The following is an 18860-nucleotide window of genomic DNA, read 5'->3' as shown; positions in this document are numbered from 1 at the left end:
TTTTTTCAGCATACACGCTGGGAACGTTCCCAGGTCAACGACTAAATGGAGGTTTTTTATGACAACAATTCTGGATCTTGCTCGTATAAGCGGTTTATCCAAATCCACCGTTTCACGCGTGTTAAATCACCATCCCCACGTTTCACAAGAAAGCAAAGAAAAAGTAGAAAAAGCCATCCAGCAAATTGGTTACAAGCGAAATGCGCGAGGCGTTCACTTGCGCAAGAAGCAAAACCAGCTTATTGGCTTATTGGTACCTACCGTCGATCACCCTTATTTTAGTCAGTTAATCAGTGCACTCTCAGAAGCCTGTCGCCAATCTGGATACGAAACGGTCATTTATCAAAGCGATTTTCAACCATCAGAAGAGCGTTATGTCTATGACAAGCTCGCACAGCAAGAAATGGACGCTCTGGTTGTGACACATACTTTATTATCTGAACAAGAAATCAAGGAGTTGGTAGGCAATAGAATCGTCATCATTTGCAATGAACAAGCTCCTGGAAACCTTTTCGACGTCTTTTCAGTAGATGAAGAACAAGCGATATTTGATGCAACGACCCATTTACTCAAACAAGGTCGAACGCGCCTTTTACTTTGTATGGATTATGAACAGACGCCGCTTCAACAAAAAAGGCTGTGCGGATTTAAGCACGCTTTAAAAGATGCAGGGATCACCTACTCACCCGATATGAAAAGAAACGGGGTTATGACAATTGACGACGGACTTCGGCTTGGAGATACACTTTTTCAAACTGAAGATTATCCAGATGGCCTGTTGACAGGAAGTGATTTTGTAGCTATGGGTTTGCTTCATAGTGCACGAAAACATAGCGTTAACATTCCGACAGATGTATCAATTATGGGCTTTGACAACCATTCCATTGGACGCGCGAGCATTCCTTTACTCACAACGGTTGATTACCCTCTACAAACAATTGCAAAGGACGTAGCTAAAGCACTTGCTCTCCGCGTACATCAGAATGAAATGCCTCCTCGACGTAAGCTTTATAAAGCCACACTGGTTATACGAGAAACAACGTAGCACAAAATCAGGCTGCACGCCTCACGCCTGATTTTGTGCTTTTTCTTTATTCCAAAAAAACAATTTTCTGTTATTTATAAAAATTTACACTAGCATTTTTCTCTTTTATAACATATAATCATGCAAGCGGTTGTTTTAGTGGAGTGGACATTTGTACAAAGAAAAAACTTTCTAAAAATTATAAAGATTTTATTTCTTCACATTCACAATCAATATTTTTCATGGTAAACTTACTTTTACGTATGAGCAGTATGTAGGATATGAAGCATTAATCGGAGGAACAAATGATGAAAAACTTATTGCACAAATGGAATCAAATTAGTCTAGTTACTCGAATTGTAATCGGGATTATCGTCGGTGTCGTTCTGGCGTTAACGGTTCCTGAAGGAGCTAAACTCGTTACAATCTTTGGTGCGCTATTTGTAGGTGCGCTAAAAGCTGTTGCGCCTGTATTGGTATTATTTTTAGTTATGTACGCAATCGCACAGCACAGAAATGGGCAGCAAACAAATATGAAGCCTATTATTGGCTTATACCTAATCGGCACATTCCTAGCTGGACTTGTTGCCGTCATCGCAAGCTTTATTTTCCCCGTAACGCTACAGCTTAAAGAAAGCGGCGTTGAAGGATTTGAGCCTCCAGGTGGGTTAAGTGAAGTACTGGAAAAGCTATTGTTCAATATAGTGGACAACCCTATAAATGCACTGATGAACGCTAACTATATCGGCATTTTAGCGTGGGCAATCGTACTTGGTATTGCGCTTCGCCATGCACCTGATACAACCAAAAATATGATTGGCAACTTCTCAGATGCCATTTCAACAATCGTTCGCTGGGTTATTAATCTAGCACCGCTTGGTATTATGGGCCTTGTATTTGAAGCCCTTGTTACAAACGGCTTATCGGCATTGCTTGATTACGGAAAGCTTTTAGTAGTTTTATTAGGATGCATGTTCTTTATTGCTCTTGTTGTTAACCCTATTATCGTCTTTATTAATATTCGTAAAAATCCATATCCACTTGTTTTACAATGCTTACGTGAAAGCGGGATTACGGCATTCTTTACGCGTAGCTCTGCTGCGAACATTCCAGTGAATATGAATCTATGTAAAAAGCTAGATTTAGATAAAGATACATATTCAGTATCTATTCCACTAGGCGCAACAATTAACATGGCCGGTGCAGCCGTTACAATTTCTGTATTAACACTTGCAGCTGTTAATACGCTTGGCATCGAAGTTGATTTTGGTACAGCACTTATTCTTAGCATCGTAGCTGCAATATCAGCTTGCGGAGCATCTGGTGTAGCTGGTGGGTCTTTACTATTAATTCCATTAGCATGTAGCTTATTCGGAATTCCAAACGATGTAGCGATGCAAGTCGTTGCGGTGGGCTTCATCATCGGTGTTTTACAAGATTCTTGTGAAACAGCGCTCAACTCTTCTTCAGACGTACTTTTCACAGCAACTGCTGAGTATAGAAGAAAACGTAAAGAAGGAAAAGAAATTAGCCTGTAAACAGCAAAAGCCCTTTTCACGATGTGAAGAGGGCTTTTCATTTACCTATCTTATTCTGGCTTTTGCTTTGGTACTTGCTGTAGTACATCTTGAAACTTGACTTCATCTTCATCACGATAACCTTCAAACACTACTTGCTCAACCGCTGCGTGATTAAATACGTATGTGTACTGTTCATTAATGAACCCTTCTGGGTACGGAACGCCGATATAATCATAAATTTGTTGCTCTTCTCCAAGAGACATTTGCTTACGTCCATAAATGACGAGCTTTTTGTCTCCCCCTTTTAACAATACAACAGACCCGTTTGGTAATAGTGCTTGATCCATGAGTACTCCTCCTGACAAGATGATGTAGTTAATTAACACATACGTTTAATTTTTAAATCAATATTACTTCTACTCCTATGTACTTACCATTAGGTTAACATGTAGACTTGAAAGGTAAATAGGGAAATTACCTTAAATTACCTAATTATCAGATGAGTATTTAGACCCAAACCTCAACTAAGTACAAAGATATGGTTAGAAAATAGGAGAGTAGTGTTTACCAACGGTTTTTCTGTATGTAAATGTCGGAGCATGGAAGGTGGATATGGAGCATCCTCACCTTCACTGCCTATGAATGTTTTGTATAACGAAGAAGAGTTTGGAACATAACAAAATAATTGCACGTTTTGGGGATGATTTACTATTGTGTTAGGTATTTTTAATAAAAAAGAATGGTTTCTTATTTCAGCTGATCAAAAAGTGCTTGATCTACAACGAGCTCACTTTCAATATCTCCGGCTGGATACGAGGTCGTTACGGAAAAGCCAAGCGCTTTGTTGTTATTTACGTAACCACTTATTTGTATTCTTTTCTTAGATAACAGCTTTTCTTCCGTAAACGTGACGGATGAAACGTCATGAAATTCTTTTTGTAAATGCGTGATTACCTGGGGCTTTATTTCCTTTGCATAGGATTTTGCTTCATGATGTTGAAGCATGTATACCATCACTCCTGCAGCGACAATCGCTAACCCCAAAAGCGTAAAAATTACTTTTTTCATCAATCGCTCCCCTTTATTCTCTTATTCTTAGCTTCTATTATAGCAACGGTGGATTACCTTTTGGGTAAAACATATATGAAATCCCCCTATTACCTTGTACTACTTCGACTATCTTCACCATACATTAGTTGTAAAAAGGACGTGTTCATTTTGCTTTTCATCAATTATAACCTAATTCTGATTAGCTTCATTCTTTTCATCCTAGCTTACTTCATCGGCATAAAAAAACAAATATGGTTGCTTCCTGGATTTAACGAGCGTCGTATACGTAATAAAGAAAAAGCAAGCAAACTAGTTGGCCTCTCTAGCTTGATTGGCGGACTACTTAGTTTCACTGCTGGCTTTATCTTAGCCATTCAGCCTGAGGTTGTCATTTTAATTCTTATTGCTGGCTACCTCTTCCTAGTCATTTATACGCATAAGAAATTAGGATCCACAACAAAGAGTTTGGGACATAACACAATGATTGCTTCTAAAAGACGAACACTAGCTGTTCCCATCTCTTTGGTTTGTCTCAACACGTTCGTTCCATTGCGCTACGCTCCATTCCACCCTGTTTCCAACATTGTTTTCACAATCAACCAAAAAACCTGAGCGATTAAAAGTTATGAACTCTCAATCGTTCAGGTATAGTAGAGGCTGAACTACTTATGTCTCAGTCTCTTCTTTTCTTATTGAAAAATCTTCCCTTTAGCATCTACATAAATTGATTTCACAATGGTACGCTCAAACGGCTTTCCGTCTTTTGTTTGACCTTTGATGTCCGCAGTGATGTTGTAGACGCCTTCTTCAGCAAAGGAAGCGTTGAACTGCTGGTTTTTTTTCATATCTTTTTGCTGTTTCTTTACGACTTTCCCATTTTTCTTAATGTTTAGAGTTGCGTCTGCTTTTGCCACGTCACCTGAATGAACTACGTCGACAGAAGAAGGAGTTACGTTTTGAAGTTCAATGTCATCGTTTAAGCTACTTTTTACACTTACGTGAACTACTCCCACCACTTACCACCCTTACGGGTTGCTTGAAGTGGGGGCTTCTTGGGTAATCGCCACTTTTGGTAGCTGACGAAATGGACCAAGCTAATCCTCTTGTTCCAAGAGTTTATATTTTATTAGGCACTTGCTAATAAGCGGATGCCTTCTTTTTTGATATTTAGTGCTGAATTATAATCTCTATCGAGATTTAGACCACACGAACAAGCGTAAGTTCGAATGTTCATAGGCATTGGTTGGATATTTCCACAATTCGAACAAGATTGGGTAGATGGGAACCATTTGTCGATTTTGACAAGTTGTTTCCCTTGTTCTTTTAATTTGTACTGTAAGAAAGACGTGAACATTCCCCAACCATTATCAGCGACACTTTTGCCAAACCTTAGTGCTTGCGACATGCCTTTCATATCCAAATCTTCAATGATGACGGCATCATAAGTTGTGACTAATTCTTTTGATTTATGGTGAAGGAAATTCTTGCGTTGATTGGCGACTTTCTCTTGAATTTTAGCCACTCGAATACGTTGTTTATCCCAATTAGAAGAACCTTTCTTCTTACGAGATAGTTTGCGTTGTTCTTTTGTTAATTTCTCAAGCATTTGTCGATAAAACTTAGGGTAATTGGCTTTCTCACCCTCACTATCGACAAATAGACCATCCATCGCAAAATCTAACCCAACTATTTTTTCAATCTCTTTACAATCAATTTTCTTTTCGTACTCTGTCAAAATGGAAATATAGTATTTTCCTGATGCGGTCATCGATAGGGTGCAAGATTTGATTTTGTATTCTGATGGTATCTTTCGATGTTGTTTGATTTTGACCATTTTCAATTTAGGTAATTTGATATGACCATCCAACAATTGAATGTTTCCATTAACAACATTGGTTGTGTAGCTTTGTTTGTGTCGTTTACTTTTGAACTTTGGGAACTTGGCATTTCCTTTGAAAAAAGCTTTATAAGCTTTATCCAAATTTAGCTGTGCGTTTGCTAACGCTAACGAGTCTACTTCCTTTAGCCATTCAAATTCCTTTTTATATTTTGCAGGAGTGGGGTGTTTCACCTTCTTCAATGCTTCTTTATCGTCTTTTAGACTTTCATACGTTTCTATTCTTTCTGCTAACATTTTGTTATAGACAAAGCGAACACAACCGAAAGTTTTGCGCATAATCAAAGCCTGTTCATCTGTTGGATATATTCTGAACTTGTATGCTTTATTTTGTTTAGCCATATCAAATCACCTCACTTTATCCCCTGATTTTCAATATATTTTTTAACTACTTCAATAGGTGAACCACCAGTCGTCAACAAACAAAAACTTCTTGACCAAAACATTTCTTTCCATAACTTTTTACGAACATGAGGAAAATCTTTCTTGATGAGTCTCGAACTCGCACTTTTATAGGCATTGATGAATTTCGATAATTCACTGTTGGGTTGTGCTTTGAACAAAATATGAACATGGTCAATATCGTGGTTCCATTCAAGCAATGTGATATTATATTTTTCGCTCAAAGACACAAATTTATCTTTGGCATAGTCTGAAATGGTGTCATCTATTACTTTCCTTCGATACTTAACCACTAATACAAGATGATAATACATCAAGAACACTGAATGGTTATTACTGTCTAAATTCATTGTTATATCAATCCTTATGCTTTATAAGACTGATTATAACATATTGAGCATAAAGGCAAAAGGAAAAGCCTTTGGGCTGTCGCCCAACCGAAATTCATCTCCCCCTTACCGTTGGGCTACGCCCTTCACACGCTTGAAGAGGGAGACTTCTTTCGGAAGTTCGTTAAAACAGCGGCAATCATTGGAATTGTTGATGCAAATACATCACCAAGCCAGTTTGCAACAAACGCGACGAAAACGGTCGTTCCATCTTCCATCGGAATGGGAATCATAAACAATAAAATTCCTAATACGGATGGAACAATAAATCGAACATAATCTCCTCTACTATACCCCTTATCCTGTACCTTCTTTGCTGGAACGCTACTCACTGGCGCTCCCTCCCCCCTTAAAGTCTATATCCCTCAAAATTTATAAAGCTTGCTGTAGTGCGTACGCTCTTCAATTCGCTTGCGGTTTGGTTCAAAGCCAATCCCCGGTGTGGTTGGTACGGTAATCACTCCATTTTCAACTGTAATCGCAGGGTCTGTGATATCGCTTAAAAAATAGCGAGAAGACGCTGACGTGTCCCCAGGAAGCGTAAAGTTATCGAGCGTCGTAATGGCAACGTTATGAGCACGCCCTACACCAGCTTCCAGCATCCCTCCACACCAGACAGGTATGCCGTGCTCTTTACAAAGATCATGAATCTGCTTCGATTCATAGAGTCCACCCACGCGGCCAATTTTAATATTAATAATTTTACAGCTTCCTAACTCAATCGCATGCCTTGCATCATCAAGCGTATAAATGCTTTCATCTAAGCAAAGCGGCGTTTGAAGCTCGCGCTGCAGCTTCGCATGGTCAATGATATCGTCATAAGCGAGCGGCTGCTCAATCATCATGAGGTTAAATTCATCAAACGCTTTTAAGTGATCAATGTCACCTAGCGTATACGCTGAGTTCGCATCTGCCATCAAGGAAATATCCGGGAAGCGCGTGCGAACTGCTTTTAAAATATCGAGATCCCAGCCTGGCTTTACCTTTAGCTTAATTCGCTTATATCCTTCTTCACAGTTTTTTTCCACCGCTTTTAATAGCTCATACTCTGAATCTTTAATCCCTAAACTAACCCCAACATCAATGGTTTCTTTCGTCCCGCCAAGTGCTTTCCAAAGCGGCTCGTTGTTGCTTCTTGCGTATAAGTCCCACATTGCCCCTTCAAGCGCTGCTTTCGCCATGGAGTTGCCCCGAATCGGTTCAAACAACTTCTGAAGTTCGCTCGGGTGGGACACAGGATGTTGAAGTAAAAGCGGAATTAAATAATCCTCCATGATGTGCCAATTTGTTTTGAGCGTTTCTTCTTTATAGTAAGGCTCTGGTGAAGCAACAGACTCTGCCCACCCCGATAAGCCGTTTTTTCCTAGGATTTCTACTAGGATAAATTCTTTATGCGTTTCGGTGAAGATGCTCGTTGTGAATGGTTCTAAAAGCTCCATTTTCACGTGGCGCAAAATAATGTGCTGAATCTCCATCTCGTTTCCCCCTACCTTATTTTTTTGTCACTACGTAGTAATGAATATCTCCGTTTGTTTTCACAAAATCCGTGACTTCATAGCCACAGTCTAGAGCTTTGCTCAATGCTTCTCTTGTTTTTAAGCGCCACTGTAGCGCCAGGTCTTGATTTTTTGCCTTTACCTCTTGATAGCGAGCGGGCACCGCTACGAATAACACGTCATGCATTAATGTAGAGTTCATAGGTGCAGGAGTTGGTAACTCTTGATTATTTAGCACATAGTTTAATAGAATATTGTCTTCCTTAACGCTCCATTCCGCGTACTCCTTTTCTTCTCGTTTCTGCACGCGGTCGCTTTGAATCCACCAATGCACCACAAAGCGGTCCGACGGTATTCCTGCATTTAGAATGTCGTTTAGTTCACCGTAGTAATTTTCTTTATAGGCTGCTCCAATTCCGCCGAGCTTTCGCAAATTCAAGTTAGCATTTGCTGTTTCAAGCGGATCATATGTCCATGCAAGCAGCTCATAACCTAGCTTCTTTGCTTCTTGTCGCTGCGCCCACTTCAGCTTTTGCCCAATACCGTAGCTACGATATTCTTTTAAAATGCCCAAGCTGTGAGAGCATAGATAGGATTGCTTGCCGTCAAAGCCTGGAAATGAATACTGAAACCCAATGAGCTTGTCTTCAAGAAAAGCTCCTAACACCAGCCCTCCGTTTCGAATCGTTGCGACCATCATTTCAACTGGAACCGGATCTTCTCCCTTCCAGATTGTTCGCTCTAAATTCCCTACTTTTCGCAGTTCGTCTGGATGCTCCACTCGCCGAATGATGAGCTCGTCCATACGTAAATTCGCCATATTATCTCCTCGCTTATTCCATGTATGTATCTTGATGCGTATATAAGCCTTCAAGCTTTTGCTGACGCTTTTGAACGCCAGCGGGATTTTTTTCTTGATATGCGGTGAGCACTAAGTCTAAAAGCGTAATGACCGGAGCGATTGAGTTGCAACCTGACTGGACGTTTGTCTCTGTTAAAAGCGTAATGTCAGCTAGCTCACCAACCGGCGATAAAATACGATCGGTAACGGCAATTACCGTTACCCCAACTTTCTTAGCGTAAGCCGCAAACTTTGTCGCTTCCTTTGCATAGCGGGGAAACGACAGGACAACAATGACTGACTCGGGTGTTAAGTCGCAAAGACTTTCTTGAATATCTCCCGGCTGATTGACTAACCGCACGCGTTCCCGAAGCGTCGAAAGCATCATTGAAAACCAGTGTGCTGCTCCGTATGAAGTTCGGTATCCGGCAACCAGTACTTGATCTGCGTGAATCAGTCTGTCTACCACTTCCCAAATTCTCTGAGTGTTCTCCTCATTTTCCAAGCGGCAGATGATGTTCAGTTCGCTTTCTAACACGCGCTTGAGCACGTCTTGATTTTTCTCCTTTTTAACTACTTTTTCATGACCCATCACGCGCTGCTGAATCGCATCGTGCATTTGTGAAAAGCTTTGAAAGCCAAGAGAGTATGAAAGTCGAATAACTGTCGTTTCGCTGACTCCCGAGGCGCGACCAATTTCTGCTGCCGTTTGAAACGACGCTTCTTGAAGGGAATCCAGTAAATACTGAGCAACCTTCTTTTGCCCTGATGATAAATGAGGAAACGCTTCTTTTACTACCTGTTCAAATCGCTGCGCACTCATTCTCCCTGCACCTCTGCTTTTGAGGCCAAAAGAGCAAGAGTTAGATAAATGTTTGTTCCGGTTAGCAGCGCTTCTTTATTAAATATCATGTCAGGATGATGAAGGCCATGCTTTAATCCACATCCAAGACCGATCATCGTCGAAGCCACCCCCGTTTCTTTCGTGTACACGTGAAAGTCTTCAGCACCCTTCGTTTCGCAGACAGATACTAATCCATCGTCACCTAGTACAGACTGAATGGCCTGTGTCGCAATTTGAATGGTATGAACGTTTGGAACCGCAGCGTATGTACGTCCTTCAAAATGATAATCGATTGCTACTTCATGCATTGAAGTCAGGTGAGAGAGGATGTGCTCCACTCGCGATTTCAATTCATCCATCGCTTCATTTGTATTGGCTCGCAAATCCAAAGCAAACACAGCTTCATCAGGAATTACATTTGTGCTATCTCCTCCAGCTTGCAGCTTCGTCATTTTGACTGAATAATCATTCGTTTTTGTTAAGCGTAAACCTCTTAGCATCTGTACAAGGTCCGCTGCGATTTCAATCGCATTTTTACCAAATTCGGGTCGTGACGCATGAGCTTGTACACCGTGAACGATGCCATGAACTGCACAGGCTGAGCCGTGTAAAATAACGGGAGATGCTTTCTTATCCTCTACTTCCCACTCAGGTCTTACGTGCATGCCATACAGCTCGGTCACGTTTTGCAAGCACCCTGATTCAATCATTTGCTTCGCTCCCGCCCCGGTTTCTTCTGATGGTTGAAACAAAAAGCGAATCGTTTTTTGAGGCTTGATATTCATTTTCTTAAGCGCAAGAGCCGTGTACAAAAGCATGGTGCTATGAGCATCGTGCCCGCACGAGTGATTGGCTTTTAGCTCTCCGTCCATCCACTGCACGACCGCATCTAAATCAGCTCGGAACGCTACCACTTCGGAAGAAGCACCTTGAAGCTCAGCAGTTAATCCGTAATGTTCTGAAAATGTGCGAACGCTGTATCCAGCATCCTCTAGCTTCTTTTGAATATAAGCTGACGTTTCTTTTTCCTCACCGCTTGATTCTGGATATGTATGCAAGTGCTCATAATTTTTATAAATGTCATTTTTCATCTTTTCTACGTATGACTGGTTCATTCCATCCTCCTTCGCACTCAAAACTTCATATTTACTCATCAATGAAGTTTTTCCTTCACTTGATTCTTATAATATCATAACTTTCTGACAATAAACAATAGCTTTAGAGCACTATGAAATATTGGAATATGAACTAAAATACTATGCAAATATATAACCTCTTCAAAAATAATGAAATAAATGTTAAAATAGTAAAAATATAGTGAAACAGCACTGATTGAACAGGAGGTTATAGACCATGTCAAAAGGAAAAATCGCTTTTTTATTCGTTCTTTTCCTATTAGCGGTTGGAGGCTTCATGACAATGTTTTTTTCAAACAGCTCTGACCAAGTTACTAGTAGCAAAGGACCAACCTTAAAAAACGAAACAATTAAAAACGTCACGCATTCTCTAACGGCAAGAGAGGATATGCTGCTTAATACTAATCAAGCGTTTGTCTTTGAATATGACTCTGGTAGCAAGAAGAAAGAAGTCGACGTTTGGGTTGAAAAGTATGAAAAGGGGCTATTTGTAGAAAAGCTAAATGAGTTATCTACAGAAGTGGACAAAGAAGGACTGATTATTTTCACTTCTAGCGATATTTATCCGGAAGATGAAGACGGAGAAGAAGTCATTACTATGTTTAACTTAAAGGTTGGAAATCAAACGGGCAGCGCTGGGTTAAGCTTCACAGAAAAAAGGAACATTGAAGAAAAAGAGAACTTAGCTGGCACGTGGGAAGGCTTTTATCAAGACGTACAAAAAATTGATGGAGACATGCCACTAGGCTACATGGCTTATTCTTCTGAAGATTCCATATCAAGCATTCAGCTAAACTATTTAAAAAATCCAAAAGCTCACGAAAAAGAGCTAAAAGAATACGACAGCATCTACGTGTTAAAATGCCGTTTTCACTAAAAATGAAAGCAGGTGGTAGACATGTTGAAGTTCATTGACGACATTGCTGGTGCTCTGTATGACATCATGAAGTTTCTCGTACGAAGCTTATGCTATTTCTTGACTGGAGTACTCATTGTTGCTATTCCCCTTTATGCGATTGCTTTTGTGTTTCAAGCGTTTGGTAAGTAAAAATATCCATAAGGAAAAATTAGAATACGAAAGAGGTTCAATAATCATTGAAAAAACCGACACCAACTAACCACAACAAGAAAAAAGACTTCATAGATACAGACTTATTTTTATTTATCATCATTTTCATTGCGGGTCTTATCTCTATTTTCATTTTACATTAACCGTATACTTCTTTCCTACAAACGCTCAAAGCATTTTGAGCGCTTGTTTATTATAGTCAAATATCAGATTTATCGTACTAGAATAATAGATTCTTAACAAACCATCACAAGACTTTTTCATTGAACACTTCACCTACATACATCCCGCTCGCCGCTGCTTGAGAGAGCGAATGCGTAACGCCAGAGCTATCTCCAATAACGTACAGCTCTTTCACATTAGTTTCGAAGTATTCATTCGTTTCCACAACCGGCGAATAAAACTTCCCGTCCATTCCATAAAGAAGCGTATCTTCGTGAATGCTTTCTCCAAGCAATCCTTCGAGCTTTTCCAAAAAGACTTCTAACGCAGAAATATAATTAGTTGGAACATAGTTCAATAAATTCCCCTCGGTAGCGCTAAGCGTTGGCTGAATTCGATTACCGCTCATGTCTTCCTTGGAGGTTGCTTTTTGACGTCGCAAGTCGGACAAGCGCTGCACGACAATCTGATCTCCACCGGCGTTTAGTTCACCAATCACATTTTGCGCATAGGTGTTCGCTTCTTGCAGCGTATTAAAATACGCCGGTGTAAAAAGCGTAAAGTTTAGGTTTGCCGTACCGCTTCCTTCTTCTCTATAGTTCTGACCATCTGGCATGACCAATCCTTCCTGGTACTTTCTAATAATGCGGCCCTTTGGATTCATACAGTATGTATACGAAATGACGCCTTCATGTTCGGAAGAAAGCTTTGTTTCAAACGTATGCTCTAACAAACGATTGAGCTGGCGACCGTGCATTTCAATACGTATTCCTAAATCTAAGCGAGTTGATCCTTTCTTCACACCGAGAGCTGAGAATTGTTCTTCAACCCAGTCGTTCCCTGACCTACCTGTTGCGACCACGACGCGACGTGCTTGTACATCCCCTTTATTTGAAACAATTTTAAACTCATTTTCTTGTTTCTCAATGCGCTTGACGTCTACTTCAAACCATATGTCAATTCGTGACTTCAACACGTCGTATATGCGCTGGAAAATAGCAGTCGAACGAGCTGTTCCTAAGTGTCGGACTTCCGTTGAAAGAAGCTGGAGACCATGTACTTCTGCATTCTTTACAAGGTCTGGATTGACCGTGGAATACAGCTTGACTTCATCCCCTCCGAACGAACAAAGCACATCGTCCACTTCTTTCATGAGACGAAGCGCTTCTTCTGGACCTACTTTTTGCTCTAAATCTCCGCCAAAATCATTGGTGTAATTAAACTTTCCTTCTGACTTTCCGAGTCCTGCAAAACCGTAATATTTTCCGCACACGTCACAACTGCAAAGCTTCCCTTCATCAAGAGGACATGACCTTTTATGGAGCTGTTTTCCCTTATCAATAAGCAGTACGTTTTGGCTTTGGCTTGCCAGCGTGTACGCTAAAAACACCCCGCTTACGCCTGCTCCAATAATGACAACATCATACACATCGCTTCACCTCATACTCTTTTATATACGTAGAAGCTACGCTGGTTAAATACCGAACAGCGCAGCTTCTCGCTCTAGCAATCTATTTGCTGTTTTTACGACGATCGCGGTTTTCACCAACCGCAGCCATCCCTGCAATTAAAAATGGCAAGCTAATCACGAAGGATTGCAGCCACGTAGAACCTAATACTTTGAACAATACAAACACAAGCACTGTCGCAGTAAAATAGATGGGGATAAACTGCTTTGAAAGCCATCGTTCACTCATGTTCATCACTCCTATAGTACAACTTTACAAAGAATCGCAGCACTTCGCAATATGAAAGAGTTTATGACCATTATTTTCTACTTTCTGCTTTCTCCTTTCTCCTACGTCTTCACATATGATGCTTCTTTCCTGATCCATGTACTACATTCTATCAAAGATACAGATACTAAAAAAAGAGAGCGAATACCACTCGCTCCTTTTTGCGTATTATGCTGATTGTTTAACTCTATCGTTTTTCTCTTTAATTCTTTTGTTCTTGCTGTAGCCAGCAAACAAAATGAGAACAACTACGACTGCTTGAATCAGATAGGTCGCAATCCCGTGATGAATGTGAAGCAGCTCGCCAACGCTTTTGTCTTTTAAAATCATTTCAGCTGCCGTCCAAGCTAAAATTCCAGCTCCAACGTAGGCAATCCACGGATACTTGTCCATTGCTTTCACGATAGCTTTTGAACCAAAAATCATAATTGGAATACTAATTAATACTCCAAGGGCAACCATTCCAATATGACCATTTGCAGCCCCAGCAACCGCTACTACGTTATCAAGACTCATCACTGCGTCTGCGATAATAATTGTTTGAATCGCTTTTCCTAAGCCGTTATAAGACTTAATATTTGAACTATCTTCTTCTTCCACCAGTACTTTGTACGCAATCCACAGAAGCAACACGCCGCCGATGATTGTCACAAATGGAATTTTCAGTAGGTATACGATAACTGCCGCGAACCCGATGCGTAGAACGACCGCTCCAAACGTTCCCCAAAAAATCGCTTTGTTTTGCAGCTCTTTTGGTAAATTCCGTGTAGCCATCGCAATTACGACTGCATTATCTCCAGATAAGATAATGTCAATAAGAATGATTTTTAATAAAGCAATAATAGCTGTTGATGAAATCGCGACGCCTAAAGTGAAAAGCTCATTTTCCATGCTTATCGTCTTCTCCTTTTTACTTACAGGAACACTGCCTGTAAGATATACTGTTTAGAACCAAGAAGCTATTCTTAAACGAAGCAAGCGCTGCAATCGTTCGTTCAAACAACAAAAAGGCTCCGAGCCTAAGCGTTCGAAACCTCAAAAACCAAACGTCGATCACTCAATGTGCTTTGAAGCACGCTTGACTTTGTTAATAGAATTATTCTACTACATTCCAAATAGTATATCAAAGTAAAAGTTTATACAACAAAACTTTTTCCCTACTTAACAATCATCTTCTGCCAAAGAGTATAGTCAATAACTTCCCTAAGCTGAAAAATGTATAAAAAACTCCATTCAGTAGTGAGATATTACTGCATAAGGCCTTTTACGTGAAATGATTTATGTTACATATTCATGTTATCTTCTCGTTTATATTTGATAAGTTCATGTAGTTTCTCGAAATTCACTTGCTCATTCCATATCTTTCGAGCATCAGGCGTCATATATGGATAAACATACTTGTCAATCATTAAATCAATTCCAGTTTCATCTACTAAATTATAGGTAGGAATTCGATATTGTTTTTTATCATGCGTGATAATTACCAAAACATTGATCAGGGTGAAACCATTGCGACGCACTTCTGCTTTTTGTATGTTCTTGAATGACACATTGCCTTTTTTGGTCTTAAAATAACCGTTTGGTCCTGGAACAAATGAAATAATAGTTTTCCCAGGAATTATACCAGGAATATACCATATGAATAGATAAGCCATAACTGGAAACAGTACAATTCCTCCAATTAACCATTGAAGTGAAAAAGTTGAATTAAAGCCTAAACCATCAATGATTAAAAGTGCTGTTCCAAATAAACCACCTATATAAAATATAAACTGGATTACATAATATAACATGCTTCCTTTAATATGAATTTCATCACCAGAATGCTTCATATTTAATAACATTATTCGTTCTCCTTATCCAATAGTTTCATTTATTTTAAATATAGAGGAAGGAATAAACGTTTTCAAGAAAGCTTTGCTTGTAAGCTCTAAATTGAATCGATTGTCCTCATTTCTAGCGAGAACCCAGTCATTCTGCTTACCTGGAATGAAAAAGCAAATATCCTCAGGCTCCGGGTTGTTATGTTGGTTGTAAGCAAGTACCATCATTGTATTTATTCTCGATTTCCTAGTATTTAAATCCATAAAAAAACTACTAGTTGCTTGAATATCTGCTACTGTTAATTGAGATGTCCAACGACTGATTGCTGCACAGAGGTGCTCTACATCACTAAACTCTTCAAGCAAGCCCTCGAGCTGCTTTGCTAAATTTCGAATTATCAACCACATCTGAAAAAGCATTTAAAGCTTTCATATGTTTAAAACTATATTTACCATGAGCATCCTTAGGGAACTTTGTTAAACCAACACCATAGTACAAAGCTTGACCACCTGCAAGCGTTCCAAGCGCAGTCAAGTTCCCATACTGCTGATGCAACTTATATAACTTTCCTATTAAATTATCAGCATCAGACATTTTATTTCCTGTAGAACGCACGTATTACTTATGTTAAACGCAAGTAACTATGCTTAAATAAAGTGTAAGTGTCTTACAAAGTAATAGCTTAAGAGAATGGGGCTTTGTATCAAATGCTCCCATCTAATAAGTACTAATTATTATAGTACACCCACACTATTATTCTTTTTAAATTAATTCTTAACACCAATAAAGTAAAATTTAACTCGTAGTCCAATTCTTTATACGGGAATTGGGTAGAGACTCTCAGACCATATTTCTGAGGATATACGATTTTTAAATTTAACATTACAGATAGTAATCTAAGGTTATATCCATAAATCGGAAATGATAACCTGTATGAAACCACTCTATCATATTGCATCTTTAAACATTTTTTACAATAATTTAAATAAATATCATATATGTTCTTTAAATCCATTTATAGTTAAATATTACTTTTTTTTATTATCCATATAAAAAAGCACTTACTGCCTTCTCAGACTTCAAGTGCTTATTCTTCTTTATATAAACGCTAAAATCTCTTTACCAAACCGAACGATAAAACGCACACCATATAAAATCAACACACCCCCAGCAACCACCGAGATATTTTTCAAAAATTTATCTGTCAAAAGATTTCGACCGAAGTGTACCGTGAAAGCCACGTTCAGATTCCAAAGGATAATTCCCCCTAGAATAAATAAACTGTAGAGAAAAGAAAGAGAATGAGACATCGTCTGCGTCATTTCCTGTAAGGTAGAGCCATAAACCCCAAACCAAAATACAATATTTAAAGGATTTAATAACGCAATTAAAAAACCAACGAAAAATGTTTTATACCACGGAGCCAAAGTGGTTGTCATATCTTCCTGCTTGAACGAATGCTGTTTCGATAGGCTGCTTATTCCGAGTTTAATGAGAAAAAAACCGCCTAACAAATATGTAAACACAACCACCAAGTGATGTTGAAATAAATGTTCAGCTCCTAAATAAATGACGACTAGAAACAGGAAATCTCCCGTAACTCCTCCCAGACCGATAAGCCAAGAAGGCCAAAAACCACCTGCAATTCCTCGCTTGATCATCTCAACTTTAATCGGCCCTAATGGTGCTGCAAGACTGATTCCCAATACCACTAGATGAATAATTAGAATAGTCACGTTATCCCTCCAACTCCATAGCTTGTCTTTCTATAAGATATGACCATACCTTTTGAGATAGTCTACTTAGCTGCGAATTGCTGCATAACGGCTCGGTAAAAGATTGAACTATTATGACTAAATACTTATCTAGCACATTTAAATGAAATAATAGGTTTACATACCAATAATTAGGGGCCTTAGCTTATAAGAATGACATTACTTTATTAGGAGGAGAGTTGAAAATCAACAATAATACGAAAACAGTTGAAAACAAGGTAGAGAATAAGCTAAACAAAATGAGCCAAGAAAAGAAAGACAGCATTCTTGCTAGCTTTACCGAATTCCAAACGTACTTAGGAGATAAAGTTTCAAAAGGTGAGAAACTAAGATTAAGTGATAATCAGCTGACTTTAGCTTTTATTGATTAAATATAAACATTAAACAAGAATGAGTTTATATGAATATGAGAACGTGAAAAAGCACTTATCATCTACAGGAGACAATTAAGTGCTTAATTTTTTCAATGTTTATTCATTAATTACCTTACTGCCTCTTCTTCTCTCCCCATATCTTTCAAAGGTCTGGTAAGTAAATAGCAAGTGGAGTGCCTTCATACATGGACAATTCAATTAGTGAGTTTCATTCAACCAGTACCACTTCGTGCTATGTAAATATCCTCAAAACTAAAGGTATTATCGACTACACACTTAAAACTTCAAGAAGTATAAGAATTATTAAAAGTAATCAATGACCCATTAATGCATACTGTTTTCGAAAAAAATAACACGCGTATAATGCACGCGTGTTATTTCTTCTTTATTTGCTTATAAATGATTCTGAGCCCTAACAACATAAGTCCAAATGATATTCCATATATCATTATTTCTGCTTTTAAAGCTACATTAAAAATAGTGCAAGACAATCCCAAATTAAGTCTTTTTTTTATTACTTTGTCACTTATTGAATTTCCATTATTCGTCCTTAAATTTCAAATGTAAAATGAGGCTTTCTAAACTATTGGCTATCTTTTTGTACTCATTTAACTCAAAATCTTCAACAAAAATCTCACCTGTATTGTTGTTTACTACTAATAACATCCCATTTGATTCATAACCGATTGGTATATACTTAAAAGTAAATTCTTTAGATTCTACATAGTCTTTAACAAGCGAAATGAAATAATCTGGTTCAATTCCTGGAATAACAGGGTGTAAATTAACATTATAAGAAGAAATCCAGCCTGTTAATTCTAAAAACCAATACGAATTAAAATACTCCTTAACTGAATTATGTAACTGAACATTATATTGACCTTCAATTTCATCGAAGTTAAATTTCATACTCTTCTCCATTGGTTTCCAAGAAATATATCCATATTCGTCTTCTGTACCGGAGTATATAAATTCAGCCACATCTTCGTTCCATACTATTTTAGGTAATGAATTATTGTATTCCATCCATTTATCTACAAATCTTTCAAAATAAGCTTTTATAACCTCTTTCGAGGGTGTTGCAAAACTAAAATAAATATGCAATGTTATGAATCAGAAAAACTAGCTGAACATGCAACAGATAGCGATTTTGTCCATACCAACGAGGCTGCTCCAACCCTTGATCTTTTAGTTTACTAAACTGTTGTTCAATTTTTCCACGCTCTTTCATCAATTGTCTGCCAAACGTTGTTTGTAAAAAAGTTGATAGTACACGACGATGAGAAATTTTCGTCTGTTTCCCTTTTCGTGGATTGAGTGG

The 18860-nt window shown here is 38.7% G+C and carries 24 protein-coding genes, 1 pseudogene and 1 riboswitch; of the genes and pseudogenes, 6 read left to right on the top strand and 19 right to left on the bottom strand.

Annotated features, from left to right (window positions below; genetic code table 11):
• Window positions 1-58 precede the first annotated feature (58 nt).
• Window positions 59-1045: a LacI family DNA-binding transcriptional regulator gene (locus A2U94_RS14560; RefSeq protein WP_025910151.1), complete on the top strand. Its 987-nt coding sequence runs from the start codon at window positions 59-61 to the stop codon at window positions 1043-1045.
• Between the two features lie 287 nt (window positions 1046-1332).
• Window positions 1333-2562: a serine/threonine transporter SstT gene (gene sstT, locus A2U94_RS14555; protein WP_061786588.1), complete on the top strand. Its 1230-nt coding sequence runs from the start codon at window positions 1333-1335 to the stop codon at window positions 2560-2562.
• Window positions 2563-2612: 50 nt separating this feature from the next.
• On the opposite strand, the gene A2U94_RS14550 is transcribed toward sstT, so the two are convergent.
• Window positions 2613-2891, bottom strand: a complete 279-nt coding sequence (locus tag A2U94_RS14550; protein ID WP_025910149.1) for a DUF4176 domain-containing protein — start codon at window positions 2889-2891, stop codon at window positions 2613-2615.
• 400 nt (window positions 2892-3291) lie between these two features.
• Window positions 3292-3612, bottom strand: a complete 321-nt coding sequence (locus A2U94_RS14545) for a DUF1433 domain-containing protein (protein WP_025910148.1) — start codon at window positions 3610-3612, stop codon at window positions 3292-3294.
• 150 nt (window positions 3613-3762) lie between these two features.
• Here A2U94_RS14545 and A2U94_RS14540 point away from each other — a divergent pair, with 150 nt between their 5' ends.
• A complete protein-coding gene (locus A2U94_RS14540) occupies window positions 3763-4206 on the top strand; it encodes a DUF3784 domain-containing protein (RefSeq protein WP_051567159.1) in 444 nt (147 codons plus the stop codon).
• Window positions 4207-4283: 77 nt separating this feature from the next.
• On the opposite strand, the gene A2U94_RS14535 is transcribed toward A2U94_RS14540, so the two are convergent.
• The 8 genes from A2U94_RS14535 to A2U94_RS14500 form a co-directional block, all read right to left on the bottom strand.
• Window positions 4284-4607: a hypothetical protein gene (locus A2U94_RS14535; protein WP_062954669.1), complete on the bottom strand. Its 324-nt coding sequence runs from the start codon at window positions 4605-4607 to the stop codon at window positions 4284-4286.
• Window positions 4608-4720: 113 nt separating this feature from the next.
• Entirely contained in the window at window positions 4721-5833 is a 1113-nt protein-coding gene (locus tag A2U94_RS14530; RefSeq protein ID WP_025910144.1) for an RNA-guided endonuclease TnpB family protein, read from the bottom strand.
• An 11-nt stretch (window positions 5834-5844) separates the two neighbouring features.
• Window positions 5845-6243, bottom strand: coding sequence for an IS200/IS605 family transposase (tnpA, locus tag A2U94_RS14525; RefSeq protein ID WP_025910142.1), 399 nt, complete (start codon window positions 6241-6243; stop codon window positions 5845-5847).
• A 125-nt stretch (window positions 6244-6368) separates the two neighbouring features.
• Complete coding sequence (locus tag A2U94_RS21235) at window positions 6369-6614, bottom strand: hypothetical protein (protein ID WP_062687318.1); 246 nt, start codon at window positions 6612-6614, stop codon at window positions 6369-6371.
• A 33-nt stretch (window positions 6615-6647) separates the two neighbouring features.
• The gene (gene menC / locus A2U94_RS14515; protein ID WP_062954668.1) at window positions 6648-7757 is read right to left on the bottom strand and encodes an o-succinylbenzoate synthase; all 1110 of its coding nucleotides are present in this window, start codon (window positions 7755-7757) and stop codon (window positions 6648-6650) included.
• A gap of 16 nt (window positions 7758-7773) precedes the next feature.
• The gene (locus A2U94_RS14510; RefSeq protein WP_062954666.1) at window positions 7774-8598 is read right to left on the bottom strand and encodes a GNAT family N-acetyltransferase; all 825 of its coding nucleotides are present in this window, start codon (window positions 8596-8598) and stop codon (window positions 7774-7776) included.
• 13 nt (window positions 8599-8611) lie between these two features.
• Entirely contained in the window at window positions 8612-9442 is an 831-nt protein-coding gene (locus tag A2U94_RS14505; protein WP_062954664.1) for a MurR/RpiR family transcriptional regulator, read from the bottom strand.
• Window positions 9439-10578 carry an amidohydrolase gene (locus A2U94_RS14500; protein WP_062954662.1) on the bottom strand — a complete coding sequence of 380 codons (1140 nt, stop codon included), beginning with the start codon at window positions 10576-10578 and terminating at the stop codon, window positions 9439-9441. The genes A2U94_RS14505 and A2U94_RS14500 overlap by 4 nt, the downstream gene beginning before the upstream one ends.
• Window positions 10579-10816: 238 nt before the next feature.
• Between A2U94_RS14500 and A2U94_RS14495 the strand changes: the two genes are divergently transcribed.
• Window positions 10817-11476: a YgaN family protein gene (locus tag A2U94_RS14495; protein WP_062954660.1), complete on the top strand. Its 660-nt coding sequence runs from the start codon at window positions 10817-10819 to the stop codon at window positions 11474-11476.
• A 21-nt stretch (window positions 11477-11497) separates the two neighbouring features.
• On the top strand, window positions 11498-11647 hold the full coding sequence (locus A2U94_RS21600; RefSeq protein WP_197473405.1) for a hypothetical protein: 150 nt from the start codon (window positions 11498-11500) through the stop codon (window positions 11645-11647).
• 268 nt (window positions 11648-11915) lie between these two features.
• Here A2U94_RS21600 and A2U94_RS14490 read toward each other — a convergent pair whose 3' ends face one another.
• The 7 genes from A2U94_RS14490 to A2U94_RS14460 form a co-directional block, all read right to left on the bottom strand.
• Window positions 11916-13259 (bottom strand): NAD(P)/FAD-dependent oxidoreductase, encoded by a 1344-nt coding sequence (locus A2U94_RS14490; RefSeq protein ID WP_062954659.1) that lies wholly within the window; start codon window positions 13257-13259, stop codon window positions 11916-11918.
• 82 nt (window positions 13260-13341) lie between these two features.
• A complete protein-coding gene (locus tag A2U94_RS14485) occupies window positions 13342-13527 on the bottom strand; it encodes a hypothetical protein (RefSeq protein ID WP_062954658.1) in 186 nt (61 codons plus the stop codon).
• A 207-nt stretch (window positions 13528-13734) separates the two neighbouring features.
• Window positions 13735-14457: a TerC family protein gene (locus A2U94_RS14480; protein ID WP_061785924.1), complete on the bottom strand. Its 723-nt coding sequence runs from the start codon at window positions 14455-14457 to the stop codon at window positions 13735-13737.
• 392 nt (window positions 14458-14849) lie between these two features.
• The gene (locus tag A2U94_RS14475; RefSeq protein ID WP_062954657.1) at window positions 14850-15410 is read right to left on the bottom strand and encodes a DUF5381 family protein; all 561 of its coding nucleotides are present in this window, start codon (window positions 15408-15410) and stop codon (window positions 14850-14852) included.
• Window positions 15411-15422: 12 nt separating this feature from the next.
• Window positions 15423-15755, bottom strand: coding sequence for a YfjC family protein (locus A2U94_RS14470; protein WP_062954656.1), 333 nt, complete (start codon window positions 15753-15755; stop codon window positions 15423-15425).
• Window positions 15748-15984, bottom strand: a complete 237-nt coding sequence (locus tag A2U94_RS14465) for a YfjB-related protein (RefSeq protein WP_062954655.1) — start codon at window positions 15982-15984, stop codon at window positions 15748-15750. The genes A2U94_RS14470 and A2U94_RS14465 overlap by 8 nt, the downstream gene beginning before the upstream one ends.
• Before the next feature lie 189 nt (window positions 15985-16173).
• Window positions 16174-16277, bottom strand: a riboswitch (purine riboswitch).
• 210 nt (window positions 16278-16487) lie between these two features.
• Window positions 16488-17126 (bottom strand): LysE family transporter, encoded by a 639-nt coding sequence (locus A2U94_RS14460; RefSeq protein ID WP_062687325.1) that lies wholly within the window; start codon window positions 17124-17126, stop codon window positions 16488-16490.
• Between the two features lie 218 nt (window positions 17127-17344).
• On the opposite strand from A2U94_RS14460, the gene A2U94_RS14455 reads away from it, so the two are divergent.
• A complete protein-coding gene (locus A2U94_RS14455; RefSeq protein ID WP_062687326.1) occupies window positions 17345-17536 on the top strand; it encodes a hypothetical protein in 192 nt (63 codons plus the stop codon).
• Between the two features lie 543 nt (window positions 17537-18079).
• On the opposite strand, the gene A2U94_RS14450 is transcribed toward A2U94_RS14455, so the two are convergent.
• A complete protein-coding gene (locus A2U94_RS14450; protein ID WP_286140560.1) occupies window positions 18080-18637 on the bottom strand; it encodes a SecY-interacting protein Syd in 558 nt (185 codons plus the stop codon).
• A pseudogene (locus tag A2U94_RS14445) lies at window positions 18627-18860 on the bottom strand (ISNCY family transposase); the annotation flags it as partial. The pseudogene A2U94_RS14445 and the gene A2U94_RS14450, both read right to left, overlap by 11 nt.

Origin of the sequence: Bacillus sp. VT 712, assembly GCF_001614195.1 — a bacterium.
GTDB classification, from domain to species: Bacteria; Bacillota; Bacilli; order Bacillales; family Bacillaceae_H; genus Priestia; species Priestia flexa.
The sequence above is the reverse complement of the archived record's forward strand: the minus strand, read 5'-3'. Positions and strand labels throughout refer to the sequence as shown.

Bases quoted from the DNA above. Each gene is read 5' to 3' on its own strand.
- A2U94_RS14550 (WP_025910149.1), bottom strand. From the start codon at position 2,891: ATGGATCAAGCACTATTACCAAACGGGTCTGTTGTATTGTTAAAAGGG.
- A2U94_RS21600 (WP_197473405.1), top strand. From the start codon at position 11,498: ATGTTGAAGTTCATTGACGACATTGCTGGTGCTCTGTATGACATCATG.
- A2U94_RS14475 (WP_062954657.1), bottom strand. From the start codon at position 15,410: ATGTTATTAAATATGAAGCATTCTGGTGATGAAATTCATATTAAAGGA.
- A2U94_RS14560 (WP_025910151.1), top strand. From the start codon at position 59: ATGACAACAATTCTGGATCTTGCTCGTATAAGCGGTTTATCCAAATCC.
- A2U94_RS14465 (WP_062954655.1), bottom strand. From the start codon at position 15,984: ATGTCTGATGCTGATAATTTAATAGGAAAGTTATATAAGTTGCATCAG.
- A2U94_RS14485 (WP_062954658.1), bottom strand. From the start codon at position 13,527: ATGAGTGAACGATGGCTTTCAAAGCAGTTTATCCCCATCTATTTTACT.
- A2U94_RS14500 (WP_062954662.1), bottom strand. From the start codon at position 10,578: ATGAACCAGTCATACGTAGAAAAGATGAAAAATGACATTTATAAAAAT.
- A2U94_RS14510 (WP_062954666.1), bottom strand. From the start codon at position 8,598: ATGGCGAATTTACGTATGGACGAGCTCATCATTCGGCGAGTGGAGCAT.
- A2U94_RS14530 (WP_025910144.1), bottom strand. From the start codon at position 5,833: ATGGCTAAACAAAATAAAGCATACAAGTTCAGAATATATCCAACAGAT.
- A2U94_RS14505 (WP_062954664.1), bottom strand. From the start codon at position 9,442: ATGAGTGCGCAGCGATTTGAACAGGTAGTAAAAGAAGCGTTTCCTCAT.
- A2U94_RS14545 (WP_025910148.1), bottom strand. From the start codon at position 3,612: ATGAAAAAAGTAATTTTTACGCTTTTGGGGTTAGCGATTGTCGCTGCA.
- A2U94_RS14495 (WP_062954660.1), top strand. From the start codon at position 10,817: ATGTCAAAAGGAAAAATCGCTTTTTTATTCGTTCTTTTCCTATTAGCG.
- sstT (WP_061786588.1), top strand. From the start codon at position 1,333: ATGAAAAACTTATTGCACAAATGGAATCAAATTAGTCTAGTTACTCGA.
- A2U94_RS14480 (WP_061785924.1), bottom strand. From the start codon at position 14,457: ATGGAAAATGAGCTTTTCACTTTAGGCGTCGCGATTTCATCAACAGCT.
- tnpA (WP_025910142.1), bottom strand. From the start codon at position 6,243: ATGAATTTAGACAGTAATAACCATTCAGTGTTCTTGATGTATTATCAT.
- menC (WP_062954668.1), bottom strand. From the start codon at position 7,757: ATGGAGATTCAGCACATTATTTTGCGCCACGTGAAAATGGAGCTTTTA.